The organism is Sulfitobacter sp. THAF37, assembly GCF_009363555.1.
Lineage (GTDB): Bacteria > Pseudomonadota > Alphaproteobacteria > Rhodobacterales > Rhodobacteraceae > Sulfitobacter.
Map to the genome: position 1 here is coordinate 36,011 of NZ_CP045373.1, position 26,438 is coordinate 62,448.

Annotated in this window: 24 protein-coding genes and 1 pseudogene; 10 read left to right on the forward strand and 15 right to left on the reverse strand. The window is 60.5% G+C overall.

What is annotated here, in order from left to right; all coding sequences use genetic code 11:
- The first annotated feature begins 52 nt into the window (after window positions 1-52).
- Both FIU94_RS16960 and FIU94_RS16965 read left to right on the forward strand, forming a co-directional pair.
- Entirely contained in the window at window positions 53-2,053 is a 2,001-nt protein-coding gene (locus FIU94_RS16960) for an NADPH-dependent 2,4-dienoyl-CoA reductase (protein ID WP_152467196.1), read from the forward strand.
- Between the two features lie 26 nt (window positions 2,054-2,079).
- Window positions 2,080-3,600 carry a class I adenylate-forming enzyme family protein gene (locus FIU94_RS16965; protein ID WP_152467131.1) on the forward strand — a complete coding sequence of 507 codons (1,521 nt, stop codon included), beginning with the start codon at window positions 2,080-2,082 and terminating at the stop codon, window positions 3,598-3,600.
- 461 nt (window positions 3,601-4,061) lie between these two features.
- Here the strand turns inward: FIU94_RS16965 and FIU94_RS16970 are convergent, their stop codons facing one another.
- Window positions 4,062-4,766, reverse strand: a complete 705-nt coding sequence (locus FIU94_RS16970) for a glutathione S-transferase family protein (protein WP_043753650.1) — start codon at window positions 4,764-4,766, stop codon at window positions 4,062-4,064.
- The gene (locus tag FIU94_RS16975; RefSeq protein ID WP_036051600.1) at window positions 4,763-5,197 is read right to left on the reverse strand and encodes a DoxX family protein; all 435 of its coding nucleotides are present in this window, start codon (window positions 5,195-5,197) and stop codon (window positions 4,763-4,765) included. Before FIU94_RS16975 ends, FIU94_RS16970 begins: the two co-directional genes overlap by 4 nt.
- A 98-nt stretch (window positions 5,198-5,295) precedes the next feature.
- Here FIU94_RS16975 and FIU94_RS16980 point away from each other — a divergent pair, with 98 nt between their 5' ends.
- On the forward strand, window positions 5,296-5,724 hold the full coding sequence (locus FIU94_RS16980; RefSeq protein WP_232237122.1) for a MarR family winged helix-turn-helix transcriptional regulator: 429 nt from the start codon (window positions 5,296-5,298) through the stop codon (window positions 5,722-5,724).
- An 88-nt stretch (window positions 5,725-5,812) separates the two neighbouring features.
- Here the strand turns inward: FIU94_RS16980 and FIU94_RS16985 are convergent.
- The 6 genes and pseudogenes from FIU94_RS16985 to FIU94_RS17010 form a co-directional block, all read right to left on the reverse strand.
- A pseudogene (locus FIU94_RS16985) lies at window positions 5,813-6,353 on the reverse strand (DNA-3-methyladenine glycosylase I).
- A 265-nt stretch (window positions 6,354-6,618) separates the two neighbouring features.
- Complete coding sequence (locus FIU94_RS16990; protein WP_152467132.1) at window positions 6,619-7,074, reverse strand: PaaI family thioesterase; 456 nt, start codon at window positions 7,072-7,074, stop codon at window positions 6,619-6,621.
- 21 nt (window positions 7,075-7,095) lie between these two features.
- Window positions 7,096-7,821 (reverse strand): helix-turn-helix domain-containing protein, encoded by a 726-nt coding sequence (locus FIU94_RS16995; RefSeq protein ID WP_152467133.1) that lies wholly within the window; start codon window positions 7,819-7,821, stop codon window positions 7,096-7,098.
- Entirely contained in the window at window positions 7,805-8,659 is an 855-nt protein-coding gene (locus FIU94_RS17000; RefSeq protein WP_152467134.1) for an SDR family oxidoreductase, read from the reverse strand. The genes FIU94_RS16995 and FIU94_RS17000 overlap by 17 nt, the downstream gene beginning before the upstream one ends.
- Window positions 8,656-10,593 (reverse strand): AMP-binding protein, encoded by a 1,938-nt coding sequence (locus FIU94_RS17005; RefSeq protein WP_152467135.1) that lies wholly within the window; start codon window positions 10,591-10,593, stop codon window positions 8,656-8,658. Before FIU94_RS17005 ends, FIU94_RS17000 begins: the two co-directional genes overlap by 4 nt.
- Before the next feature lie 115 nt (window positions 10,594-10,708).
- The gene (locus tag FIU94_RS17010) at window positions 10,709-11,470 is read right to left on the reverse strand and encodes a glucose 1-dehydrogenase (RefSeq protein WP_152467136.1); all 762 of its coding nucleotides are present in this window, start codon (window positions 11,468-11,470) and stop codon (window positions 10,709-10,711) included.
- Window positions 11,471-11,720: 250 nt separating this feature from the next.
- Here FIU94_RS17010 and FIU94_RS17015 point away from each other — a divergent pair, with 250 nt between their 5' ends.
- Window positions 11,721-12,959, forward strand: coding sequence for a TetR family transcriptional regulator (locus FIU94_RS17015; RefSeq protein ID WP_232237120.1), 1,239 nt, complete (start codon window positions 11,721-11,723; stop codon window positions 12,957-12,959).
- Here the strand turns inward: FIU94_RS17015 and FIU94_RS17020 are convergent.
- The 6 genes from FIU94_RS17020 to FIU94_RS17045 are packed head-to-tail and all read right to left on the reverse strand — an operon-like array spanning window position 12,941 to window position 17,924.
- Window positions 12,941-13,342, reverse strand: coding sequence for a PaaI family thioesterase (locus FIU94_RS17020; protein WP_028093915.1), 402 nt, complete (start codon window positions 13,340-13,342; stop codon window positions 12,941-12,943). The two genes, FIU94_RS17015 and FIU94_RS17020, sit on opposite strands and share 19 nt — an antisense overlap.
- Complete coding sequence (locus tag FIU94_RS17025; RefSeq protein ID WP_027264417.1) at window positions 13,342-13,824, reverse strand: PaaI family thioesterase; 483 nt, start codon at window positions 13,822-13,824, stop codon at window positions 13,342-13,344. The genes FIU94_RS17020 and FIU94_RS17025 overlap by 1 nt, the downstream gene beginning before the upstream one ends.
- 12 nt (window positions 13,825-13,836) lie before the next feature.
- The gene (locus FIU94_RS17030; protein WP_152467137.1) at window positions 13,837-14,640 is read right to left on the reverse strand and encodes an enoyl-CoA hydratase-related protein; all 804 of its coding nucleotides are present in this window, start codon (window positions 14,638-14,640) and stop codon (window positions 13,837-13,839) included.
- Window positions 14,633-15,487 carry an SDR family NAD(P)-dependent oxidoreductase gene (locus FIU94_RS17035; RefSeq protein WP_057796873.1) on the reverse strand — a complete coding sequence of 285 codons (855 nt, stop codon included), beginning with the start codon at window positions 15,485-15,487 and terminating at the stop codon, window positions 14,633-14,635. Before FIU94_RS17035 ends, FIU94_RS17030 begins: the two co-directional genes overlap by 8 nt.
- A 9-nt stretch (window positions 15,488-15,496) precedes the next feature.
- A complete protein-coding gene (locus FIU94_RS17040) occupies window positions 15,497-16,696 on the reverse strand; it encodes an acyl-CoA dehydrogenase family protein (RefSeq protein ID WP_152467138.1) in 1,200 nt (399 codons plus the stop codon).
- 13 nt (window positions 16,697-16,709) lie between these two features.
- Entirely contained in the window at window positions 16,710-17,924 is a 1,215-nt protein-coding gene (locus tag FIU94_RS17045; RefSeq protein ID WP_152467198.1) for an acyl-CoA dehydrogenase family protein, read from the reverse strand.
- A gap of 139 nt (window positions 17,925-18,063) precedes the next feature.
- On the opposite strand from FIU94_RS17045, the gene FIU94_RS17050 reads away from it, so the two are divergent.
- The 5 genes from FIU94_RS17050 to FIU94_RS17070 are packed head-to-tail and all read left to right on the forward strand — an operon-like array spanning window position 18,064 to window position 24,265.
- A complete protein-coding gene (locus tag FIU94_RS17050; protein ID WP_043753629.1) occupies window positions 18,064-18,849 on the forward strand; it encodes an enoyl-CoA hydratase-related protein in 786 nt (261 codons plus the stop codon).
- Between the two features lie 21 nt (window positions 18,850-18,870).
- A complete protein-coding gene (locus FIU94_RS17055; RefSeq protein ID WP_152467139.1) occupies window positions 18,871-20,670 on the forward strand; it encodes an acyclic terpene utilization AtuA family protein in 1,800 nt (599 codons plus the stop codon).
- Between the two features lie 12 nt (window positions 20,671-20,682).
- On the forward strand, window positions 20,683-22,152 hold the full coding sequence (locus FIU94_RS17060; protein WP_136340206.1) for an acetyl/propionyl/methylcrotonyl-CoA carboxylase subunit alpha: 1,470 nt from the start codon (window positions 20,683-20,685) through the stop codon (window positions 22,150-22,152).
- A complete protein-coding gene (locus FIU94_RS17065) occupies window positions 22,140-22,655 on the forward strand; it encodes an acetyl-CoA carboxylase biotin carboxyl carrier protein subunit (protein WP_152467140.1) in 516 nt (171 codons plus the stop codon). The genes FIU94_RS17060 and FIU94_RS17065 overlap by 13 nt, the downstream gene beginning before the upstream one ends.
- A gap of 2 nt (window positions 22,656-22,657) precedes the next feature.
- Window positions 22,658-24,265: an acyl-CoA carboxylase subunit beta gene (locus FIU94_RS17070; protein WP_043753618.1), complete on the forward strand. Its 1,608-nt coding sequence runs from the start codon at window positions 22,658-22,660 to the stop codon at window positions 24,263-24,265.
- A 111-nt stretch (window positions 24,266-24,376) separates the two neighbouring features.
- On the opposite strand, the gene FIU94_RS17075 is transcribed toward FIU94_RS17070, so the two are convergent.
- Complete coding sequence (locus FIU94_RS17075) at window positions 24,377-24,988, reverse strand: transferase hexapeptide repeat family protein (protein WP_043753615.1); 612 nt, start codon at window positions 24,986-24,988, stop codon at window positions 24,377-24,379.
- 253 nt (window positions 24,989-25,241) lie between these two features.
- Between FIU94_RS17075 and FIU94_RS17080 the strand changes: the two genes are divergently transcribed.
- Window positions 25,242-26,426: a lipid-transfer protein gene (locus tag FIU94_RS17080; protein ID WP_152467141.1), complete on the forward strand. Its 1,185-nt coding sequence runs from the start codon at window positions 25,242-25,244 to the stop codon at window positions 26,424-26,426.
- Window positions 26,427-26,438 lie beyond the last annotated feature (12 nt).

Here is a 26,438-nt window from a genome sequence, read left to right on the forward strand (position 1 = left end):
TTTGAGGAGGAGAACCAAAGTGAAAAATAGACCAGATGGAAGCTTTGAAACCATGCTCTCGCCCATCCGCGCAGGCCAGCATACATTGCGAAATCGTGTCATCATGGGGTCGATGCACACGCGGTTGGAAACCGAGCCTGACGGCATAGCCAAACAGATCGCGTTTTACGCCGAGCGTGCGCGGGGGGAGGCGGCGATTCTGGTCACCGGCGGGTTTTCGCCCAATGCCGAGGGCATATTCGATCCAGAAGGTCCGAGAATCGATGACCCGGAAGAAGCGCTTGACCTGCGCCCGATCTGCGAGGCGGTGCAGGCCGAAGGCAGCCTGGTCTGCGCGCAACTCCTCCACGCCGGGCGCTATGCCAAGATCGAAGGGTGTGTGGCCCCGTCGCCGATCCGCGCCCCGATCAACCGTTTCATCCCGCGTGAAATGACCGAAGCCGACATTCTCCGTACCATCGAGGATTTTGCCGTAGCGGCCGCCAATGCGCTGGCCGCAGGCTTTGATGGCGTCGAGATCATGGGGTCCGAGGGATACCTGATCAACGAATTCACCGTCACCCACACCAACAAGCGCCAAGACGACTGGGGCGGCAGCGCCGCGAACCGCCACCGATTCCCGGTCGAGATCGTGCGCGCGGTGCGCGAACGTTGCGGCCCCGACTTTCTGGTCATCTACCGGATTTCGGCGGCCGATCTGGTCGAGGGCGGCGCGCCCGCCGAAGAAATTGCCGCACTGGCCCGCAAGATCGAGGCTGCGGGTGCGGATATCCTGAACACCGGCATCGGCTGGCATGAGGCCCGCGTGCCGACGATCGCCTACCCGGTGCCGCGCGGTGCCTGGCGCAAGGCGGCAGCCAACGTCAAAGCGGCGGTGTCGATCCCGGTAGTCGCCTCGAACCGGATCAACACACCCCAGCTTGCAGAAGACATACTTGCCTCTGGCGATGCGGACATGATCTCGATGGCGCGCCCGTTTCTGGCCGATCCGCATTTCGTGAAAAAGACGCGCGAGGGCCGCGCAGACGAGATCAACACCTGCATTGCCTGCAACCAGGCCTGCCTGGATTTCATTTTTTCGGACCGGCCGGTCGGATGTCTGGTCAATCCAAGGGCCGGGCGTGAAACGGAATTCCGGGATACGCCAACCGACACGCCAAAGAAAGTGGCCGTCGTTGGCGGTGGTGCCGCGGGCATGGCCACAGCCGCCGAGGCGGCACGGCTGGGCCACGATGTCACCCTGTTCGAAGCGCAGGACAAATTGGGCGGTCAGCTGAATCTGGCCCGCGCCGCACCAGGCAAGGACGAATTCGACGAAACCCTGCGGTATTATGCCGGTCAGATGCAGAAACACGGGGTCACGCAGCGTCTGGGACAGCGGGCAGAGGCGAGCGATCTTGAGGGATTTGACCATGTGGTCATCGCCACCGGGGTCACGCCGCGCATTCCCGACCTGCCGGGTATCGACCATCCCAGCGTCGCGACCTACGCCGAAATTCTGTCCGGTGACCGCGAGGCGGGCGACCGTGTCGTGGTGATGGGGGCGGGGGGCATCGGTCATGATGTGGCCGAGTTCCTAGTGACCAAACCCGCCGAGACCGCGAATTCCGACGTCTTTTGCGAAACCTGGGGAGTGGACCCCGAGTTTGTCTCCTCGGGTGCCCTGGCGGGCGACCCTCTGGCACCGAAGCCGTCGCGCCGCAAGGTCGTCATGCTGCAGCGCAAGACCGCTAAACCGGGCGCGGGGCTTGGTGTTTCGACAGGGTGGATCCTGCGCAACGCGCTGCGCAAACATGGGGTCGAGGCAATGGGCGGGGTGACCTATGAACATATCGACGATGCGGGGCTGCACATCGTCGCGGACGGAAACCCGACGGTCATCGCAGCCGATACAATTGTGCTGTGCACCGGTCAGGAACCGGAACGGGCCCTGGCCAAAGAGGTTGTAGCGCGCGGCGTCCCGGTTACGATGATCGGCGGGGCAAAGGAGGCCGCCGAACTGGATGCGCTGCGCGCCATTGATGAGGGCGTGCGCCTGGCGCAGGATCTCTGAACCGAGGCTCGGGCAAGGGGGAAACTATGCTGACCGACGTCATCCGCGCGGGGCGCGCTGATCTGTATTCGATCTTTCGAACCCGCGCACATGACTGCGCCCGCGCCCTCGCCATCGAGGACGGCAGCAGAAAACTGACCTATGCAGAACTGCTGGAGCGGGTCGATCGTCTGGCGGCTGTATTTCTGGCACGAGGCGTGGCGCCCGGAGACAGGATCGCGATCCTGTCGCATAACCGCTCAGAATACCTGGAGGTCGAACTTGCAGCAGCGGGAATCGGCGCGATCGTCGCCTGTCTGAACTGGCGGCTTGCCCCCGATGAACTGCGGCACTGCATCGATCTGGTCGAGCCGGTTCTCGCGGTTGTCGAACCGGAACTTTCAGAAGCTTACCGCGCCGTCGCGTCGACACCCTGTCTAACCGTCGGGCCAGACCTGGAAACGGCCATTGCCGGGGTCGAGCCGGACCCGCGCACCGGAACCATGGTTGACGACCCCGAGGCCGGTCTGACGATCCTCTATACCTCGGGGACCACGGGCCTGCCCAAGGGGGCGCATATCAGCCACCGCGCGCATATCGCCCGATCCATGGTTTTTGCGGCCCAGCTGGCGCTGGATCCCGGCGACGGGTTCATCGCCTGGGCGCCGATGTTCCACATGGCCTCCACCGATCATGCGCTGGCAACGATCCTGCGGGGCGGGACCGTGGTGATGGTGGACGGGCTGCAGCCCGCCGTCATCAACGAGGCGCTGTCACGCCACAGGATCGGCTGGTTCGTGATGATGCCCGGGGCACTGGAGGCTTTTATTAACGAACGGCACGCCAACCCTTTGCCGCTGAAGGGGATCAAGGTTTGCGGCGCAATGGCTGATCTGGTGCCGCCGCATCAGATCGCGGAACTGACCGGTCTTCTGGACACGCCCTATCTGAATTCCTTCGGGGCGACCGAAACCGGCCTGCCGCCGGGAACCGCCGATCTGATCGCGCCGGGTGTGACCCCGGACCGGCTGTCCAAGCGCATCAGCGCCTTTTGCGAGGTGCGGCTGGTCGATCCCGACGACCGCGAAGTCCCCGATGGAACGCCGGGCGAAATGGCGCTTCGGGGTCCGACGCTGTTTTCCGGGTACTGGAACGCCGACGACACCAATGCCCGTGACTTTCGCAACGGCTTTTTCCACATGGGCGATCTGTTCCGGCGCAATGCGGACGGCACCGTCGACTTTGTGGATCGGGCGAAATACCTGATCAAGACCGGAGGTGAAAACGTCTATCCGGCGGAAATCGAACGTGTGCTTCTTTCTCATCCCGATGTGATCGATGCCGCCGTGGTAAGGGCCTTCGACGCGAAATGGGGGGAAAGCCCGGTGGCCTTTGTCGCCTGTGACGATGACGGGCCGGATGCCGAGGCGCTGCTGAACTTGTGCCGCGAAAGCCTCGCTGGCTATAAGCGACCACGCGAAATTCGCTTCATCGCGTTCGAGGATTTTCCCAGATCGACCAGCGGCAAGATCCAGCGGCATATCCTCGAAGCCCGGCTCGCAGATTAATTTTCGCTCTGACCCGATCGTCAGCCAGCCACGCCAGTTCGCCCCAATAGCGATAAAAGCGTTCTTATCCTCGTTGCCACGAGCTTCTTATCCCCGCCCTTTGGAGTAACCCCCTGAAAGTGATCCACCATCTGGGATAGATTGACCCGCGATTGAAGCGCAGCCCTCTGTCGGACTACACGGCTAGGGTTTTCCGGGTGTTTGAGCTCAGGAGGATTCGTAGATCCCTGAGCCATTCATCAGTGCGATCGGTGGTTTGTTCCCGGTTGCGCTGTGGGGGCAGCAGTAACCCGGCGCATCGCACCGACGGGCATGGACTGCCGGCAATTGCCGGTTGGGGCTGCTGCGGGCCTTCAAGGGAAAGTCGGCGACTATCCGATGTGCGGGACAAAGCGGACATTCGCCAAGCGACCTCAAACGTCCGGTTCTGTACTGCGGCCCGACAAAACGATATCAAGTGATCAGCGGTCAGCCGATCGCACCTGTGTAACTGTCTTCTTCGGCCCTCCTGTCTGCATGATCTGGGACAGGTAAGAATTGCGCCGTCTGATGAAGTCACGCAGAAGGGTCGGGTAATCTTCACTGACGGCATTCTTCACAGAAACCCGACGCTCCAGTTCATGTCGCCAGGCCCTTACACGGGCAAGCCCTGTGAAGACGCCAAACTCTCCGATGGTGTCAAAAACGTCGAAATAGCGGAAGACCGGGCCGAATACGACATCGACGAGGCTGAACCGGTGGCCATCGAACCATGGTCCCTCCCCAAGCTCCGCGTCCAGCCGAAGGAACTTTGCGCGGAGCGCCGCCACTTTTTCTTCCAACGCTTTCTCGTTCGGCGCCGAGTAGAACCCCGCAATGTCGTTCAAGACAGCAGATCCAAATTCAATCCAGGCACGGTGGCGGGCGCGATCGAGAGCGTCGTGCGGATGAAGCGCGTGGGGTTGTGTATCCTCAAGATATTCGAGGATAACCGCAGATTCGAAAATCGGCGTCCCGTCCACAACCAGGACAGGCGTCTTGCCCAGCGGAGATATGGCAAGAAACCAGTCGGGCTTGTTCGAAAGATCGATGTCAGTTCTCTCGAACGTGACACCTTTCTCAGTGAGCGAGATCGCCGCGCGCTGCACATATGGGCAGAGCGCATGGCTAATGAGGTGGAGGCTCATGTTGTCTCTCCCGCCATCTGCACGTTACCGGGCGCGAAGGAAGGGCTGAGGGCGAAACGGCCGTCGCCCAGAAGCCCTTGCACGATGGCAAGCAGCGTCAGATAGGCCGGGTATTCCCACCCGCCGTTCTCGTATCCGAACATCCAGCCGTTTCCGGAGTGAGCCCAGGTCGCACCGGCCAGGATGGGCACGGTCGCCGACGCGACCCACCGAGCCTGTACGCCGAGGACCAAAAGGGCACCGGCAATCGCCTCGACTGCAAAGACCATATAAGCAAACCAGCCGGGCAGCCCGATCGAAATGAAGAACTGCGCCGTTCCGGGAAGTGTGAAAATGAAGAGCTTGAGAAACAGGCTGTGCGCCAGGAACATGATCCCGAGTGCTATACGGAGCAGGAATATCCCAAATTCTGTGAGGTGCGATTGTGACATGATATGATCCCATATGTCGATGCAGTTGCATCTATATATAGCGCGTCACATGCGATGTCAAGGTTGATGCACTTACATGTACATGATAGGTGCTGGATATGAACGAGATTGACCATGCTACTGAGGCCGCCTGGACAGCCCTCATGACTAAAAGCCGCGTTTTGCTTGAGGCTGTCGAAACGTCTCTGAAATCGGCAGGATACCCGCCAATTGCATGGTATGACGCGCTTCTCGAACTCGAGAAGGCTGGCCCGGACGGACTCCGGCCATTCGAACTCAAAGACCGGATTTTGTTACCCCAATACGGTACCTCGCGGCTGCTGAACCGTATGGTGAAAGCAGGGCTGGTGAACCGACAGGACTGCTTGGAAGATGGGCGAGGTCAAAACATTTCTATCTCTGAAAAGGGTAAATCTGTCAGGAGGGCGATGTGGCCGATCTATGAACGGGTTCTGTCGGAAAGGATCGGCGCAAAGCTGAAACCCAAAGACGCCGCTCAATTGGCCTCGCTACTCTCAAAGCTCTGAAGTCTAGGTCGACTGACGCGAAACCTGTCTGTGACTTTCCACGCTAAGTGGCCCTGAATTTTTTTCACGTTAATTGGCCGACAGTTGCCTATGTCGGTGTGCGAAGGGTGTTTCGGGCTGTTTCGACGTCCTTTCGCATCCAACAGACCTCTGCGTGATCGTTGATAAATCCCATGGCCTGCATGAATGCATATACGGTGGCCGGCCCCACGAATTTGAAGCCAAGCTTTCGTAGGTCTTTGGACAGGGTCTCGGACGCTGGTGATTTGGACCGCATTTGTGGCAGTGCGTCGTCCTTGGCAGGTTCATATAGCCAGATGAATGCGGCGAAGGAGCCTTCCTCTTGGACGACCTCGAAAGTACGGCGAGCGTTGTTGATCACGGCTTCGATCTTGCCTCGATAGCGAACAATTCCTTCATCGGCAAGTAGGCGCTTAATATCGTTGTCGTCAAAGTTCGCAACTCCCCGAAAGTCGAACCCGGCGAAGGCAGCACGAAAGTTCTCGCGCTTGGCCGGAATGGTGCGCCAGCTCCGCCCTGACTGGAAACTCCGGCGTGACGGCAGCCCATCGGCACCGTGGGCGTCCATCCGTTCCAATTACGGTTGCAGCATCAGGCCGCTGCCGCATAAACTTGAACAGAAACTGAACCAGATCCTCCGTTACGATACAGTCTCAGCTCTCCGAAAAACCCTGACGAGGGACAATCGGCGACCGCACTGCTAAAGGCTAACATTACCGCTTGGCAGGTCTGAACCTGCTGGCGGCGATCTGGATACCGCGCGCGCCTACGGGAAACGGTTGGCCGAGGTCGCGAGCCGCTGGAACAGCTGATCCAGCTGTCTGAATAATCGGCCCGGCCGCCCGGATCGGATGTGCTGCGGCCGGGTTGCGCTCAGTCCGCGACCCCCGCCCGCCCGATCAGCGCCATGAGCGTTCCGGTCATCGTTGCGACGAGCTTTTCATCCTGGCTCTTCACGGCATAGGCACGCGCCTCGCATATGGTCAGCGTCCTGCCTGGTTTCACCACGTCAGCGACGAAGCGAAACCGTTCGCCGTCCGCCGGGTTGAGTAGGTTGATCTTGAATTCGGCCGTCAACACTGCCGCGTCCGCTGGCATCAGCGAAAAGGCCGCGTATCCGCAGGCGCTGTCCAGCGCTGTCGACAGGATTCCGGCATGCAAAAACCCATGCTGCTGGGTCAGTGCAACCTGATGTGCCATTTCCAGAACGATGCGGCCGGGTAACAACTCGGCAATGCTGATCCCCAACGTGTTCATCACCTTCTGGCGATCGAAACTGTTGCGCACGCGTGCGTCATAGTCGGGGTTTTTCGGTTTGAATTGTGTCATGGCGGGTCTTCCTCTTCGATTTCATTCGTCAATGACCAATCTTAGGCGGTCTTTGAGGCGCGTATCTTGTAGCGAAAGGTCAAAACGACGCGGAATAGACAGAGCGCGCAACGCGCCGGGCGGTTTGCCGGCGAAGATCCGGCAAGCGGCGGACAAGTGAGATTGATCGTAGTATCCGGCGTCCAGCGCCAGATCGCTCAGCAGCAGGGTCTTTGACGCAAGCTGCCCGAGAGCCCGGCGAAAGCGTCGCAAGGTCGCAAGCCGCCGCCGCGACACGCCGGTTTCCGCCCGCACCTTTCGACGTTTGGTCCGGTCGCTGTAAGCTCCGGTTGGTGCGGCAAAGCGCAGGTCTCTCGCAAGGCCGTCAAGCACCGCGATGAGCGCAGGCAGGTCATCGTCCCCGTTCTGAACCCGGGCCAGTTCTGAGGCCAGCATGTCCAGCCCTTTGGAGTCGGGAAATCGCTGCGGTCGTGACGACAGTCGCAGCCCGGCCACGACACCCAGGAATGGCCTTGGGCGGGGCGAAAAATAGGGGCGCGGTTCTGCCAGCGATACGCGCCCGCCGCCGCTGTCGTCGCGCGTTACCGAAAGGGTAAAGAGGTCGGTTGCGAACCGCCCGTGTCCACCACCGCTCAGCACACCGGTATCGCGGAACACGAACAAATGGTCGATCTGTTTGGCCGCTTCCTCAGGCGGAGCCAGTTCGAGATAACGCGGCGGCTCCATCAGGTTACTTGACGAAAGCATCCCGGTTCTCGGCGACGAAATCGGCAAATCGGCGCGCCGGGCGTCCCATCACATCACTGACCGTGGTCTCGATGCCGGCAAGGTAGCCCTTGGGCGCGATGGAAGCCAATTCGACCATGGCTCTGGCGACCTCGTCCTGCATTCCGCCAGCCACCATGCCCGCCTTGGCATTTTCGGCCGACAGGGACACGCACGACACTGTTCGTCCCGTCACCCCGGACAGAAGGGCCGCGATGTCATCCCCTGCAAGAGCTTCGGGCCCGGTCAGGCCAAGAGCCTTGCCTTCGTAACCCGGAGCGGTCAGCGCCTCGGCGGCGACATCCGCGATGTCGCGGGCGTCGATCCAGGCCACGGGGCCGCCCAGATCGTCATAGTACACGGCGTCCTTTGCAATGTTGCCGGCCTGCCACAGCAGGTTCTGCATGAAATAGGTCGGCTGGACAAAGGTCCAGTCAAGGCCGCTTTGCTTCAGCAGCTCCTGGGTTTCGGAATGCCACTTTCCAAAGGTCAGCCCCGCCTTGGGCGACGCGCCAAGCCCCGTGGCCACAACGATATGGCGCACGCCCGCGGCCTTGGCCGCCTCGATCACGTTCGCCTTCCACTGGCGCATGTTCAGATGGGCAGGCGTGACCAGGTATATCTTTTCTGCCCCGTCACAGGCCCGCGCCAGCGCGGCAGGGTCCGTGAAATCCGCTGCGACCGCCTCGCATCCTTTGGCCCTTAGCGCATCTAACTTGGAGGGGGCGCTGGTGACAGCGCGCACGGACGCGCCTTTTGCCAGAAGCGTATCGACGAGGGGCGCGCCAGTCGTGCCCGTGGCTCCGAAAACAGTGATCATGACTTTTCCTTTTGCAGGTCTGCGATGGGCTGAATGGTTTCCGGGTTGCTGATCGACGACAGATCGCCCGGATCTTCACCGAGAAAGGCGGCACGCACGACACGGCGCATGGTTTTCATGCTGCGGGTCTTGGGCAGCGCTTCGACAAAGTGGATCTCGCGCGGGCGGAAGGGCTTCGAGACGATCTCTCCGACACGATCCTTGAGCCGGTTCACGAGCTCCGCGTCCGGCGACACATTTGGGGCCGCCACGCAGACGCAGACGACGGCCACGCCCTTGATGTCATCAGGTGCCGCGATGGCAGCGGCGTCCACCACCTCTCCGGTTTCGGTCAGGGCCGCCTCGATCTCGGGCGGGCCGATGCGTTTGCCGGCGATGTTCAGCGTGTCGTCCGACCGGCCCAGGATATACCATGTCCCGTCCGGATCGCAGCGCACCCAGTCGCCGTGCCGCCAGAGGCCGGGGAAGGTGGACCAGTAGGTTTCAAGGTAGCGATCGCGGTCCCCCCAGATGGCCGGGGTCAGACCCAGAGGCGGCTGGGTCACGACCAGTTCGCCGACCTCGCCCGGTGCGGCTTCGCTGCCGTCCTGGCGCAGAACCTTGGCCCCGACACCCAGGGCCTGGGCCGAAAATCCGCCGGGCTTGAGCTCGTGCAGCACGGTCGAGGTCAGGATCGCGCCAAAAAGCTCGGTCCCGCCCGAGATGTTCAGCGGCACGGCGCGGCGGCGACAGATATGATCGAGCTGCCAGAGCCAGGCATCCTCGGTCCAGGGCTCGCCGGTCGAGGCGACGATGCGCAGGGACGACAAGTCGTAGCCCGACAAAGATTCAGTATCCTGCGTCATGAACTGCCGTACCAGGGTCGGGGCCACGCCGAGATGCGTGACCTCCATCTCGGACGCAAGACGCAACAGCCTGAAGGGATCGCCGGGCATTGATGGTGCGCCCTCGGCCAGCACCAGAGTCGAACCGGACAAGAGCACCGACAAAAGGGTAAGCGGTCCCATGACCCACCCCATGTCGGTCATCCAGAGGTGCCGGTCATCCCGTTTCATGTCGAGGCAAAGCAGGAAATCGGCCGTGGCCTTGGCCTGCACGCCCAGATGGGTATGCACGACGCCCTTGGGCCGTCCGGTGGTGCCTGACGTATAGGCGATCAGAAAGGTGGCTTCGGCCTTGACCGGAACGGCGGCAAGCTCCGGACTGGCGCGGCCCACGGTTTCGCTCCAGTCCAGATCGCGGGCGGGATCGGCTACCGCACCGCCGAACCGTCGCAGGCTGATCACGGTATGAACCGATGGCACGTCGGTCAAAGCCTGGGCGAGGCTCGCCTCCATCCAGACCGGCTTGCCTCGCCGGGGTGTGGCATCCGCTGTCAGCACCGCCACGGCATCCGCGTCGTTCAGGCGCGATACGATGGCATGAGGCGCAAAACCGGAAAACAGCGGCACCGCAACCGCGCCCAGCCGGGCAATCCCCAGAAGCGCGGCCTCGATTTCGGGGATCATCGGCATATAGATGCCCACCGCCTGACCGGGCCTTACACCGCGCGTGGCAAGGGCCGAGGCAACGCGGGAGGCTTCGGCGGTAAGGGCGGAATAGGTCCAGCGGCGGCGGCTTCCGTCTTCGCCGACCCAGTCGATTGCGACCTTGTCGCCCAAGCCATCGACAATTCGGGCGTCAAGACAGGTTTCCGTCAGATTCAAAGTACTCCCGACGGCCCACCGGATCGATTCGGGCCCTTCGGAGATATCTCGCAACCGGCTGTAGGGCCGCGCGAACCGTATCCCGGCATGGTCAATGATCCGGCCCCAGAACCAGTCTGGGTCTTCATTCGAACGGCGGACGAGTTCCTCGTAACTGTCAATGCCGCAGCCCGTCAGAAATGCGGTCAGAGTGCTTGTCCGCTGGATGTCAGAGCCTGGCTGAAACATTCGCAACCTTTCTAGAATGAAAAAGGGCCGCACAAAAGGCGCGGCCAGTCGGGGAGGTAACTCTTTTGGCACGGTTTGGCAGCAACGCCTGGTGTCCGGCGCTGCTGTCATGGCTTCAACCGTGCATGGACAAGCCGCCCGAAACCGAAATCACCTGGCCGGTAATGAACCCTGCGTCGTCCGACGACAGGAAGCAGATGATGCCAGGGTAATCCGTCGGCTGCGCCAGGCGCTTCATCGGAATCGCCCGCTTGAGACCTTCGGCGATCTTTTGACCTGCCTCGCCCTCGGCAAATTGAGCGAACAGAGGTGTGTCGGTCGGTCCCGGGGCGACCGCATTCAATTGTATACCTTTGCGCGCCAGCTCGCGCGCCACGGTCTTCGTGAACGAAATGATGCCGCCCTTGCAGGCTGAATAAACCGCCTCGCCGGATGACCCGACACGACCAGCGTCAGAGGCGATGTTAACCACGCGACCGCCGCCGCTCTTGACCATGCCCGGAAGCACCGCGTGATGCATGTTGAGCGGGCCGTAAAGATTGATGTCGATAACCTTTTTCCAAAGATCGGCATCGGTGTCGAGAAACATTCTGCTGACGTCCCAGCCGGCGTTGTTCACCAGCACATCAATCGGGCCGCCGGATTCGAACTCGGCCACCGCCGTGTCGACTTGACTACGGTCGGTGATATCTACCTTGAAGGCCTGCGCCTTCCCGCCAGCCTCGGTGATCAGTCGGACAGTTTCCTCCGCCCCATCCTTGTTCAGATCGAAAACGGCAACTTCGGCGCCCTCTTCGCCGAACCGTTCGCAAACTGCGCGGCCAATGCCGCTTCCACCGCCGGTCACAATGACCCGTTTTCCACTCAACCCTCGCATGGAGGTCCTCCTCTTCCGATAAACCTTTGTCAAGAACTTGATTCGGAACGTTCCTTGGATTATTCTAACATTTGTTAGATTTAATGCAATGGACAGTCTCGTGTCCCGCAAGTATCGAAATGAAATGGTACACAAGACTGCCCCCCCCAGGACACTGAGCGAAGACTTGAGCAAGTCTGAGAGGACACGTGAGGGTATCCTTTCGGCGGCTGCGCGACTTTTTCGGTATGAAGGCTATCACGCAACGACTATGCGCGACATCGCGCAGGAAGCTGGCATTGAGGCCGGCAGCATTTATTATCATTTTCAATCCAAGGACCAGATTCTGAGCGAAGTTCTCGATCTTGGCGTCCGTCAACTATATCAGGCGGTCAGTGAAATCGTTCGGTCGGCACCGACAAGTTCGGAGGATTTTCGCAAGACTTTCGGACTGCTGATTGAAACACACCTTGCCTACCTATTGACCGACAGCGACTTTACGTCAGCCAATATTCGGAACTATCCGATGTTGTCGGACGAAACACGCGCCCCGCATCGCGAATTGCGTGCATCATATGCGGGTGCCTGGGGCAAATTCCTGAATGACGCCAAACGCGCCGACCACCTTCGAAGCGACATATCCACTGCTGTGATCCGCCAGTTCATCCTGAGTGCCATGAACTGGACCGTAGAATGGTACGATGTCGACTCGTATCCGGTGCGCATACTCGCGGAACGAATGAGTAAGCTGATACTTGACGGAATGTGTCCACATCGCAAGGCGGATACCGAAGGCTTGAAGCTGTGCCCCGCCACTACCGCCAAAACCCCGGATCCCGACAGCAAGGCGGCTAAGACCCGTGCAGAAATTCTAAAGGCCGCAGCGCGCGTTCTGAGGGACAATGGCTACAAGGCGACCACGCTGAGAAAGATCGCGGAAGAAGCGGACATGAAAGCGGGCAGCGTCTATTACCATTTCAACTCCAAAGAAGCGATCGTTGACGAAGTTCTAAACGCCGGACTGAGGGACTTGCTATCAGGTGTCGAAGCCGCCGTTCGGAAATTCGATGCCCCGTACGATCATCACGCCAAGATAGCGACTGCAATCTGGGCGCACCTGGATTTCCTCTTCAAGGCAAGTGAATTCACCTCGGCGAATATCAGAAGCTATGGAATGCTCCCCAATCATTTCAGGGAGAGGCACAGGGGTATTCGCCATGAGTATGGAAAACTCTGGGATCGGATACTCCGTGAAGCTCAGGACGACGGTGCCATACGGTCGGATATCAAGATCGTCCCCTTGCGCCAAGTGATGTTGGGTGCCTTAAACTGGACGGTGGAATGGTTCGACCCGAACAAGGCAGGAGTGGAAGGATATCTATCACTGCCTGAATTCTCCAGCATGCTCATCAATCTGCTATTGGAAGGCATTTGTAACCGGGAAGCGACCCCGTCCACAGGACAAGGTAGCCCTGAAAGCGGTTGCCCCGGTCAGACCAGAAGGAAGTGATACAGCCCTTCGGCAACCGCCTTTTCCCGATCCGTCTGCCAGCTGAGCACGCTGACGCTTGCCATCCGCTTGCCTTTGCGCGTGACGTTAGCGCGCGCAAAAAGCGGTCCCTTCACACCGGGTCTGAGGTAATCGACGGTCAGGTTGATCGGCTTGGCCGGAACGTCGGCGAAATCGGGCTGTACCGCGATGGCGGCAGTGGCCTCCATAAAACTCGCGATTATGCCGCCATGGTAGTACTCCATGATCGGGTTACCGATATGGCGGTCATCAAAGGTCATTTCCGCCTCAGCATGGAGACTGTCTAGACTTCTGACCTCAAAGTTGAGAAATCGGAAGAACGGCACCCGGGATACATTGGCATTGACAGTTTGCACGTCCATCACGAGGTTTTTCCTTTTGTCATTGCGTCAAACAGGCTGGTTTCGCCGCGCGTCAATGCAAACGAGGCGGTTCCCCTAGCTATTTCAGCATCCTCATGGCCCGCGAACCAGACGCTGCCGGAATTGAAGGCGATGTGGCGGGTCTTGCGAAAACAATGCGCTTGAACGATGACATCCGCGCGCGAACGGGCCGGGCGCAGGTAATCAACTCTGAGGTCAAGAGTGGCCATGGTACTGACGCCTTCGATGGCAACAAAGTTCGCCAGTCCAAAGACACTGTCCAGAAGTGCCGTCAGGATACCACCGTGGAGCAGCGATTGTTCCGCATCGACGCAAAAGTCCGGATTGAACGGCATCCGAACCCGAACACCTTCCGTCGAGACCTCTTCGATCTCAAGCGCCATATGCGTTATCAGACCCTTGCCGCGCGCATTCCACATCTGCGCGATTTGCTCCATCTTCTTTTGGGTGATGTCTGACATGCGATCTTTCCTTTAACGCCCCGTGAAATTGGGTTTTCGTTTTTCGACGAACGCAGCAACCGCCTCGTGGTGGTCTTCGGTCTGATGCATGAGCGCCTGATAGGCCGCCGCGGAATTCAGGAAATCCGGCAGGTCCATCCGTTCGGCATTGCGCATCAGACGCTTGGCGACCCGCACCGCGCGCGGCGGTTTCGCGGCGATGACAGCGGCCCGTTCACGGGCCCGTTCCATCAATTTTTCATGAGGCACAAGTTCAAGCACCATACCAAGCTCCAGCGCTTCCTTGGCCTCGACCATGCGCCCCGAGAAGGTCAGATCGGCGGCCTTCTGGTGGCCCAGACGACGCAACAGGAACCAGCTGCCCGCATCGCCCGGAATGATTCCGAGATTCAGAAACACCTCGCCGAACCTTGCTTTTTCTGACGCGATGCGCATGTCGCACATCATGGTCAGGTCGCACCCCGCGCCCACCGCCGGGCCGTTGACTGCGGCGATCGTCGGAATATCCATGTTGTAGAGCGCAAGCGGCAGCCGCTGCACCCCATCAACATAACTCTGCGCCGCCGCCAGCGGCTCCTTGCGGAACACGCTGTCGGGATCGTTCATCTCCTTGATGTCCCCGCCTGCACAAAAGGCCGGGTCGGCCCCGGTCAGGATCATCACGCTGACCTGAGGATCGGCCTGCACCTTGGCGAAGGTCTCCAGAAGGGCAGCGATCATGTCGTTGCCGGTGACCGGGTTGCGCCGCTCGGGGTCGTTCAGCGTAACCGTAGCGATCCTGTCGGAAATCTCCAGAAGGACGGGCTGTTTATTCATTCTTGCCATCTCCCCGTTCGCGTTTCTCGAACATCGCGGGGTTGATCATGTCCCGCGCGTCATGACCCATATGCAAGGTTTCACCGCCGTCTACATAAATGTCTTCTCCGGTGATGAAACCGCCAAGTTTCGAGGCCAGGAAAATGATCGTGCCTGCGATGTCCTCGGCCGCCCCCATCCGGTTTAGCACCGAGCGGTTCAGCTTTTTCCACTGTTCCGGCGGAATCGGATAGCGGCCAAGCGCATCGGTCTTGATCGTGCCCGGCGCGACACAGTTCAGCCGGATGCCGTACTCGCCCCATTCGGCGGCCAGCGTTTTCATCATGCCCGTCACACCGGCGCGGGCGGCGACGGTGTGTGTAAAGCCGGTAAGCGCGGTGCGCGCAGAGATGGCGGTGACAAACACAACCGATCCACCATTGTCGTACATGAAGTGATCCGCCGCTGCCCGGGTCATCTGCCAAGATCCGATCAGGTTGTTGCGGATCACGGCTTCGAAGCCCTTGTTGGTGATATCGCGGGCGGCCGCGATATACTGGCCGCCGGCATTGTTCACCAAAACATCCAACTGCCCATAGTGGTCCTTGATCCGCCCCATCGCAGCTTCGATACTGTCTTCGTCGCGGGTGTCTCCGGGCACGACAAAGGCCTCGCCCCCCGCCGCCCGGATCATTTCGGCGGTCTCTTCCAGCGGCTCTTCGCGGCGCGCGAACAGCGCAAGCCTTGCCCCGCAAGCGGCCATTTCGATCGCCGTCGCCCGGCCCATTCCAGATCCGGACCCCGTGACCAGGGCAACTTGACCCGCCATGAGATCCGACGCGTAACGCCTTGATTTCGCTTCGCTCATGTTCCGCCCCTAGTTCTTCAGCAATTCGCCAGAGATGATGAGTTTGCGAACCTCCTGGGTGCCTGCGCCGACCTCAAGCACGCGACCGGTCCGGTATAGCCGGTTCACTTCTGTATCACGCATGTAACCCGAGCCGCCGTGAATCTGGACAGCTTTGTCCAGCACGAAGGATGTCGCCTCAGCGGCCTTGTAGATCGCCGCAGCGGTGAGCTTGTGTATTTCGCCGCGCCCGCCTTCGCCCTCTTCGAGGCCTTCACACATGGCAGCGGTGCGCAAGGACAGGCTCCGCGCGGCCTCGATCTGCGTATACATGTCGGCCAGCATCGCCTGAACCATCTGAAAACTGGCGATCGGTTTGCCGAATTGCTGGCGTGTCTTGGCGTAATCGATGGAAATATCCAGCGCCCGCTGCGCAATGCCCAGAGCGTTGAAACAGACGATGGCACGTTCCAGATCAAGTCCGGACATGGTAACGGCAACCCCGCCATCCAGCTTGCCGACCATGTTTCTGGCCGGAACACGGCAATCTTCGAATACCAGTTCGCCCGTCGGCGAGCCCCGGAATCCCATCTTGTTCAGCTTCTGCGCCACCTTGAAACCGGGCGTGTCGGTTTCCACGATAAAGGCGGAAATGCCCTTGGCCCCTTTTTCGGGCGATGTCTTGGCATAGACCAGCACCAGATCGGCAATCGGCCCATTGGTGATGTAGATCTTGGCGCCGTTCAGGATGTAGTCGTCGCCATCCTTTTTGGCCGTGGTCCGCATCGAGCCAAGCGCATCAGACCCCGCGCCGGGTTCGGTCAGACCCAGGGCACCCACCAGCGTGCCGTCGCACAGACCTGGCAGGTATTTTCGGCGCAACTCGTCATTGGCGTTGCGATAGATATTATTGACGCAGAGGTTGTCGTGCGCCACATGGGTCAGTCCGATGGCCGCCGAGGCGCGCGACATTTCCTCGGTGATGATACAGGCCGAGGTAAAATCGAGCCCGGCACCGCCGAATTCCGTCGGCACGTTCAGTCCCAGGTAGCCCATTTCGCCCAGCTTGGGGAAAACCGAAGACGGCAGGTCATCAGTATCGTCCATTTCCGCATTCAGATGGTGGAATTCGGACATGAAGAACTTGCCGGCCTGATCGGCCAGGGCCTGCTGTTCGTCCGTCATGAAATGTGTTGGCAGAGCGGTGTCGTTGCGCAGTTGCTTGTTCATTGTCTCGTCCCCCTCAGGCGCGCAAAAGTTCTTCGGCAATGATGATCTTGCGGACTTCGCTTGTTCCCGCGCCGATCTCCAACAATTTGTTGGCGCGGAACAGCCGGTTGATCTCGGTGTCCTGCATGTAGCCAGAGCCACCATGAATATGACAGGCTTCGGTCACCGCCTTGTTGAATGCCTCGCCTGCGTAAAGACAGGCCGCCGCGGTCAGTTTGTGGATTTCGCCACGGCCCCCGGCCCCTTTTGGTAGGCCCGTACAGGCGGCCAGTGCCCGATAACCGAATGCGCGCGCGGTTTCGACCTCGGTGTAGATCTCGGCCAGTTTCGACTGCATCATCTGGAAACTTGCAATCGGTTTGCCGAATTGTTCGCGAATCTTGGCGTATTCCAGCCCTAGTTCCAGGGCGCGTTCGGCCATGCCAACGCAGACTGAGGCAACCATAGCACGCTCCAGATCCAACCCGCTCATTACCACCGAAACGCCGGTGTTTTCCGGTCCAACCATGGCGGATGCGGGTACGCGGCAATCCTCAAACACCAGTTCTCCGGTTGGCGAGCCGCGAAAGCCCATCTTGTCAAGCTTTTGCGCCACCTTGAAACCGGGATTGTCCGTCTCGATGATGAAAGCAGAAATGCCCTTGGCGCCCTTCGACTTGTCGGTTTTGGCATAAAGCAGGATCACATCGGCAATGGGGCCGTTGGTGATGTAAATCTTCGAGCCGTTGATGACATAATCATCACCGTCGCGGCGGGCAGTTGTGGCCATGGATCCGAGCGCATCGGATCCCGCACCCGGTTCGGTCAGGCCCAAAGCACCAACCAGCTCGCCCGAGCAAAGGCCCGGCACGTATTTCTTCACATGCTCTTCGGATCCATTGCGCAGCAGGTTATTCAGGCACAGGTTGTCATGCGCCCCGTGTGAGAGGCCCACAGCCGGATTCCACTTCGAAATCACCTCGGACACCAGCGCCTGGGTGAACTCGTTCTGTCCCGATCCGCCAAGCTCTTCGGGTGCGGTAATCCCCAGCAGGCCCAGCTCGCCCATCTGCTTGAACAGATCATCGGGCCACCATTCCTCGTCATCCATACGCGCTTGCAGTGGGTGTAGCACCTCGCGCGACACCCGATCCACGTGATCGACGATCTGCCGTTGCTCATCAGTCAAAGAATAGTTCGCCCTGATGGCTTCCAGATCAGCCGAGATGGCCTCACTTTGAGTGGTCATATCATCCTCCCGAAAAATGTCGTCCGCCGTGTTGACCAAAATCAAACATATGTTAGAAAATAGATCAAGCCAAGCTTTTGACGACCTGACGTAAGAAAGCGCGGTGTCCTGCAATACAGAGGGGGGGGGAGCTTCGGAAATGACTGAGAGCGTTGTTCAATCGCAGGCGCTCGGCAAAGAAGTGCGTATCACGATTCGACGTCCTGACAATCGAAATGCCCTCAACCGTGAGGTCGCAGACGGGATCATGGCCGCCATATGTGCTGCCGAGAGGGACAGCGATTGCCGCGTGATCGTTCTGACCGGCGAGGGCGAGCGCGCCTTCTGTGCCGGGGGCGACATCAAGGCGGGGGCGGATGGCGGCCCGTTTGTTCAGGATCCGGCGGACCCGGATCATTTTGCCGGAAGGTTGTTCGAGACGATACAGGCGTGCCGAAAGCCAACGATCGCGCGCATCAATGGCGTCGCTATGGGGGCAGGAGCGGGCATCATCTGTGCCTGCGATCTGGCTGTGATGGCGGATCATGCTCGCATCGGAACGCCGGAAGTGAAGGTGGGTCTGTTTCCCATGACGATCGTGCCACCCATGATGCGCGTGCTGCCCCGGCGGAGGCTGATGGAGATGTTCATCACCGGCGTTCCTCTGACGGCCGAGGAAGCCCTGCAGTTCAATCTGGTCAACTATGTGACCGATGCCGCGGGGCTGGACGACAAGGTTGCAGAACTGGTTGCCCAGATCGCCGCGCAGTCGCCGAGCGCGATCCGGCTGGGAAAATACGCCTGTCACGCGATGGAGGACATGACCTATCCGCAGCAGATGCGGTTTGCAGAAACACTGTTACCGCGTGTGGCGCAGACCGAAGACGCGCGCGAAGGCTTTGATGCCTTTATTGAGAAGCGCAAACCCGAATGGACGGGCCGCTGATCAAACGGGGAGGAGAGGAATATGTCGGAACGAAAGCTGCGCATCGGATGCGCGTCGGGTTTCTGGGGCGATACGCCGGAAGCGATCGGTCAACTGGTCTCAAAGGGCGAGATCGACTATCTGGTGTTTGACTATCTGGCAGAGGTGACAATGTCGCTGATGGCGCGGGCCCGCGCCAAAGCGCCCGAGTCGGGCTATGCGCCGGACTTCGTCAAGGCGCTGGCACCCTGGTTGTCGGATATCAAGGCAAAAGGGATCAAGGTCGTTGCCAATGCAGGGGGCGTGAACCCGCGTGGCTGCAGCGATGCGCTTGCCAAAGCCGCCGCCCAGGCCGGGATCGATCTGTCCGTCGGAGTCGTGCTAGGCGATGACCTGTTGCCCAGGGCCGATGAAATTCGCAAAAACGGTCAGACGGAAATGTTCTCGGGTGTCGCATTTCCAGATGATATCTGGAGCATGAATGCCTATCTGGGTGCCCGCCCCATCGCTGCCGCGCTGGATGCCGGGGCCGACATCGTGATCACCGGACGCTGCGCCGACAGCGCGGTCGCGCTTGGTCCCCTGATGCATGAATACGGTTGGGGCGACGATGACTGGGACAAGCTCAGCCAGGGATCGCTGGCCGGCCACCTGATCGAATGCGGCCCCCAGGGAACCGGCGGCAACTTCACCGACTGGCAGGACGTGCCGGGTTGGGACAATATGGGCATGCCCATCGTCGAGGTGTCCGAAGACGGCAGTTTCATCATGACCAAGACGCCTGACACCGGCGGGCTGGTCGTGCCCGGGTCAGTCGGAGAGCAGATGCTCTATGAAATCGGGGACCCGCGCGCCTACCTGTTGCCCGACGTGATCTGCGACTGGTCCGGGGTCACCCTGGAACAGGTCGGACCCGACCGGGTGCTGGTCAAGGGCGGCAGGGGGCTTGGGCGCACCGACAGCTACAAGGTGTCGGCGACCCATGCCGATGGCTGGCGCGCGGTCTCTACCCTGACACTGGCCGCGATTGACGCACCCGCCAAGGCCGAACGTGTGGCCGAGGCGATCCTGACCCGCTGTCGCCGGATTTTCCGCGACCGCAACATGGGAGATTTCCGGCAGGTCAGCGTCGAGGTGCTGGGGGCCGAGGCGGCCTACGGCGCAAATGCGCGCGCCCGGACCCGCGAGGTGGTGCTCAAGATCGGCGCGGTCCATGACGATCGCGCCGCGCTGAACATCTTTGCCGGCGAAATCGCACCGATGGCGATTTCGACCGCGCAGGGTCTGACCGGGTTCTTCGCCGGACGGCCAAAGGTGCAGCCGGTGGTCCGTCTATTTTCCTTCCTTCAGAGCAAGGCCGAAACCCCCGTCGCGGTCGAGGTCGACGGCAAGGATGTGCCCGTGAGCGTGGCCACTACGCCAGTCCACCTTGATCCGCCTGCCGCACCGCCCGCAGATAGCCGCGAGCCCGGTCCGGACGTTGTCAAGGTCCGCCTCGTCGATTTGGCCTGGGGCCGCTCGGGCGACAAGGGGGACATCGCCAATATCGGCATCCTCGCGCGCAAGCCGGACTACCTACCATATATCCGCTCGGCTCTCAGCGAAGAGGTGGTGAAGGACTATTTCGCCCATGTCTGCGACGGCAGGGTAGAACGGTTCGACTTGCCTGGAAGCCATTCGCTGAATTTCCTGTTGCATGAATCGCTTGGCGGTGGCGGCATCGCCTCGGTCCGCATAGACCCGCAGGGCAAAGGGTTCGCGCAGATGCTGCTTGATATCGAAATTCCCGTGCCAGCCGATCTGGCCGCACGTGACGGACTGAATGCCGCGGCCCGGAACTAAGAGGACGACACCATGACCATTTCGAAACTCCTGGTCGCCAATCGGGGCGAGATCGCGGCGCGCGTGTTGCGCACCGCTAAGGCCCGCGGGCTTGCGACTGCCGTGTTGCGTCATGTCGCCGAGCAAGAGGGGCCGGCGCATCTGATCGCAGATGAGGTCGTGATGATCGACGGCCCGACGCCCGTGGCCGCCTATCTCGATATTCCTCAGATCGTCGAAGCCGCCAAAGGGATCGGCGCGGACGCGGTTCATCCCGGCTATGGCTTTCTGTCAGAGAATGCCGGTTTTGTCGCGGCGCTGGAAAAAGCCGGAGTGACCTTTGTCGGCCCGACGTCCGAGGTCATCGACCTGATGGGGGACAAGGTCCGCGCCCGCGCCTTCGTCGAGGAACGCGGGTTTCCCGTCGCCCCCTCGGCCATCGAGGATGATGATCCGGCGAGCTTTGTCGAACGCGCACGCGCCGTTGGCTATCCGCTGCTCATCAAGCCCTCGGCCGGCGGTGGCGGCAAGGGCATGCGCGTCGTACGCGAGGACAGCACGCTGGAGACCGAAATCGAAACCGCGCGCCGCGAAGGCGAACGATATTTCGGCGACGGGCGGCTTTTCGTCGAACGCTATATCGAACGCCCGCGCCATATCGAGGTGCAGGTGATGGGCGACGGACAGGGCAACGTGGTCCATTTCTGGGAACGTGAATGTTCGATCCAGCGCCGGTTCCAGAAGATTATCGAGGAAACGCCGTCACCGGCGCTGACCCCCGAGCAACGGGATGAGATCTGCGAGACCGCTGCCGGAATTGCCCGCGCCGTCAAATACCGCGGGGCAGGGACTGTCGAATTCATCTATGCACAGGATGGGGCCTTTTATTTCCTGGAAATGAACACCCGCCTTCAGGTCGAACATCCGGTGACCGAGATGGTAACCGGCTTTGATCTGGTTGCCGAGCAGCTGCGTGTCGCGGCGGGCGACGGGCTGAGCGCCGTGCAGGCGGATATTCCCCAAACCGGACACTCGATCGAACTGCGCATCTGTGCCGAGGATGCGACCGCCGATTTTCGCCCCGCGATCGGCAATATCCTGCTGCTGGACGAACCCCAGGGCGAGGGGATCCGCGTAGACAGCGGCATTCTGGATGGCGGCAAGGTAACGACCGACTTCGACCCGATGTTGTCCAAGCTGATCGTGCATGGCCCGGATCGCGCGCAGGCCATCGCCCGTGCCCGGAGCGCGGTGCAAAGCTATGTGATTCTCGGGGTAACGACCAACACCGGTTACCTGGATGCAATCCTTGCACATCCGGATTTCGCCTCTGGTGACGTTTCAACTGGCTTCCTGGCTGAACAATCCGAAACGCTAACCGCGCCGGGCGAAGATGTCTCTGACTTGCTGATAGCGGCGGCGGCCCTATCGGACGAGCGCCTGGTGAGTGACGTAATGCAGATACCGGAAATGTACCGCAAGATGGGTGGGTGGAGAAACTGATGCAACGGATTTTTCAGATCGACGGAGAAGAGACTGATTGCTGGCTGGGTCATGATGGCAGCCGGTTCGTGCTCAACACCCCCACTGGCGCTGTTGCCTGCCAATTGGATCCGACGGGTCTGCCGGGCGGTTACAAGCTGCGGGCCAAGGGTGTTGTGCGCGAATTGCGACTGGCCGTGGGGCCGGAAGCAACTTTTGTGCACATGGACGGGCGAACCTACGAAGTCGGGCGGGTTGATCCCGCCGAACGCCTGGCCGGAAGCGACGGTGGCGCGAGCGACGACCGATTGGTGGCGCCCATGCCGGGTGTCGTGGTGTCAGTTGCGGTTAAACCCGGCGATGCGGTTGAAGAAGGCCAGCCACTTCTGGTGATCGAAAGCATGAAGTTGGAAACCACACTGACGGCGCCGCGCGACGGGGTCGTTGCCGAAATGCCATTCGCCGAAGGCGACAGTTTTGGTCTGAAAGACATCCTGGCCCAATTGGCTCCGGAGGAGGAGTGACCATGCGCAGAATTGAAAGTCAGATCGACACCAATGCCGCCGACTACAAGGCAAATTTCGCCGCCATGTCTGAACGGCTGAAGGAATTCCACGCTCGCCAGCACGCGGCGCGTTTCGAACGTCCGCAACGCGATATCGACCGCCTCGCCCGCCAGAACAAACTGGGCGTGCGCGAGCGGTTGAAACTGCTGCTGGACCCCGGCACTCCGTTTTTGGAATTTTCAACCCTGGCGGCCTGTCGTGAATATGACGGGGTGGTGCCCGGCGCAGGCGTGGTTACGGGGATCGGCATCGTGCAAGGCCGCGAGGTCGCCATTCATGCCAATGATGCCAGCGTCAAGGGCGGTGCCTGGTATCCGCATACCGTGAAAAAGGTCGTGCGTCTTCTGGATGTCGCGCTGGAAAACCGTCTGCCGGTCATCCATATCTGCGACAGCGCGGGCGGTTTCCTGCCGCTGCAGCACGGGGTGTTTCCCGACCGGTATCTGGGCGGGCGGGTGTTCCGCAACCAGGTCAAGCTGAGCCAGGCCAATATCCCGCAGATTGCCGTGGTCGGCGGACACTGCACGGCTGGCGGTGCCTATGTGCCGACGCTGAGCGACTACAACATCATCATCGAAGGCACAGGCGCGATTTTCCTTGGCGGTCCCCCGCTGGTCAAGGCGGCTACCGGCGAAGAGGTCGGTGTTCAGGAGCTTGGCGGCGCGGTCATGCACACCTCGGTATCGGGCACCGGCGACTATCGCGCCGCGACCGAACAACACGCCTTTTCACTGGCGCGCGAGATTGTCAGCCAATGGATGCGCACCCCGAAAACGATCATCGAAACCGCCGCTTTTGAAGAGCCATACTACGACCCCAAGGAGCTTTATGGGATCATCCCCAAGGACCGGAAAACCCAGTTTGATATGCGCGAGGTTCTGGCGCGGATCGTCGATGGCTCGCGCTTTCACGAATACCAGCCCGACTATGGCACCACGATGGTTTGCGGCTTTGCCCATATCTGGGGTTACAAGGTCGGCATCCTTGCCAACAACGGGGTGCTGTTCAACGACAGTTCGCTCAAGGCAGCGCATTTCATGCAGTTGTGCAACCAGAACCGCACGCCTCTGGTCTTTTTCCAGAACATCACCGGCTATATGGTGGGCCGCGAATACGAAGAACGAGGCATCGCCAAGGATGGCGCCAAGATGCTGATGGCGCAGGGCGGCTCGGTCGTGCCGAAGTTTACCGTGATCGCCAATGCGTCTTACGGGGCCGGCAACTACGGGATGTGCGGACGGGCCTGGGACGCGCGCACGCTGTTCATGTGGCCCCAGGCCGAGATCGGCGTGATGGGGGCGGATCAGGCCGCAAATACCATGGCGGACGTCAAGATTCGGCAGCTTCAGCGCGAAGGCAAAGAGCTGACCGAAGAAGAAATCGCCGCGATCCGCGAACCGGTGCTGGAAAAATACAAGCGCGATGTCGAGGCTTATACCTCGACCTCGGAATTGTGGGACGACGGCATCCTCGATCCGGCGGACACACGCAACGCGCTTGGCATGTCGATTTCTGCCTCGCTCAATGCACCGATCGACGATCCGCACTACGGGATCTTCCGTCTGTAAAGGCTTGAGGGACGGCACACCGGGTCGGGGAGTGCCGTTCCGCGTCAAGGCGCTTCCATCTGGTGCTTTCGGAATCTGAAGTAGTCCTGACCGGTCCGGTTCCCGGACCGGTCAGGACGATGTCCGCCGCGCCTCCTGAATGGAGACGACGTCAGAGGCCGCCATGCCGGGCCGGTTTGCCTCGACCGCCTTCAGCGGCTCGACCGGCGTCAATCCGGCCAGACAGTCGCGCGCAAGTTGCTGGTATTCCGCGGTGCCGCGCGTTTTCCACGCGATTTCTTTCTCGCTGACCTCGCGGATCACCTTTGCCGGCGATCCCACCACCATCGAACGCGGCGGAATCACGGTTTCGCCACGCACAAACGCCTGCGCGCCGACAATCGATTCCGCCCCAAGCTCTACACCATCCATAATGACGGAATTCATTCCGACCAGAGCGTTCCGGCCCACTGTGCAACCGTGCAGGATCGCGCCATGGCCGATGTGGCCGTCGCTTTCCACCACGGCGTCGCGGCCGGGAAAGGAATGGATGATGCAATTGTCCTGAACATTGGCTCCATCCCCGATCACGATCCTGCCGAAATCGCCCCGCAAGCTTGCTCCGGGGCCGATGTAGCATCCATGACCCAAGATGACATTTCCGATCAGAACGGCCTGGGGGTGGACATATGTATCCTCGGGCACGACGGGTATAAAACCCTTGAACTCATAACAGTATGCCATTCCGACCACCTTTCGTAAGCTGAGTGCTAAACGCTTGTCAGCGGTTGCGCCGGGACCAGAATCCCTCAATTGTGCCGCCGATCAGGGCGTGTGGCCCGAAAACAAACACAAGTTAGAAAATAGCGCAAGCTCCCTACGTCACAGCTTGGCGATATTGACACTTCCCAAGGTTGGGATTTAAAATCTAACAAATGGTAGAAAATAGGCTGGCGGACCGATTAGGGTGGCCTGACCGAACTTGGGAGAGAGAGAAATGACAGACAAAGCCTATGTTGCAGGCGTTGGGATGGTCCCGTTCCAGAAGCCGGGAAAATCCGAAAGCTACGATGTGATGGCGACCGCTGCGACCCGGTCCGCTCTGGCAGACGCGGGGTTGGATTATGATAAAGTCCAACAGGCCTATGTTGGCTATGTCTATGGCGACAGCACCTGCGGTCAGCGCGCCCTGTACCATGTCGGAATGACAGGCATCCCGGTTCTGAATGTGAACAACAACTGCTCGACCGGATCGTCCGCCCTGTTCCTGGCCAGGCAGGCAGTTGAAAGCGGCGCGGTCGAATGTGCTCTGGCACTTGGGTTCGAACAGATGCAGCCCGGCGCAATCGGTGCGATGTTCCATGACCGGGTCAGCCCGTTTGCGGCATTCGACAGTGAAACCGACGATCTGGTTGGCCGTTCCGAAATCCCGCTGGCACTGCGGTACTTTGGCGGTGCGGGCAAGGCGCATATGGACGAGTTCGGCACACCCGTCGAGACCTTCGCCAAGATCCGCGCCAAGGCCAGCCGACATGCTGCGAAGAATCCGGTTGCCCTGTTCCGGCAGGAGGTGACGGCGGAAGATGTCATGGCCGCCCAGGTCGTCTGGCCCGGCGTCATGACCAAGCTCATGGCCTGTCCGCCAACCTGTGGCGCGGCGGCGGCGATCATTTGTTCCAAGGAATTCGCCGACAAGCACGGATTGGACAGTTCCGTTCGGATCGCGGCGCAGGCCATGACAACAGACGGACCGGAAACTTTCGAAGCCCATGACATGCGCGAAGTGGTCGGCTTTTCGATGGCCAAGCGCGCCGCCGATCAGGTTTACGAGGACGCGGGCATCGGGCCCGAGGACGTGGATGTGGTCGAACTGCACGACTGTTTCGCCCACAACGAGCTTATCACCTATGAGGCGCTTGGCCTTTGCGGTCGCGGCGAAGCGGCGAAATTCGTTGATGATGGCGACAACACCTACGGCGGAAAATACGTGACCAACCCGTCGGGCGGTCTTTTGTCCAAAGGCCATCCGCTTGGGGCGACCGGCCTAGCGCAATGTACCGAGCTCGTTCAGCAGCTTCGCGGCCAGGCAGATGCGCGCCAGGTTGATGGCGCACGTCTGGCGCTTCAGCACAATCTGGGCCTCGGCGGGGCCTGCGTCACCACGCTTTATGAAAAAGCCTGATAGCGCCTTTCG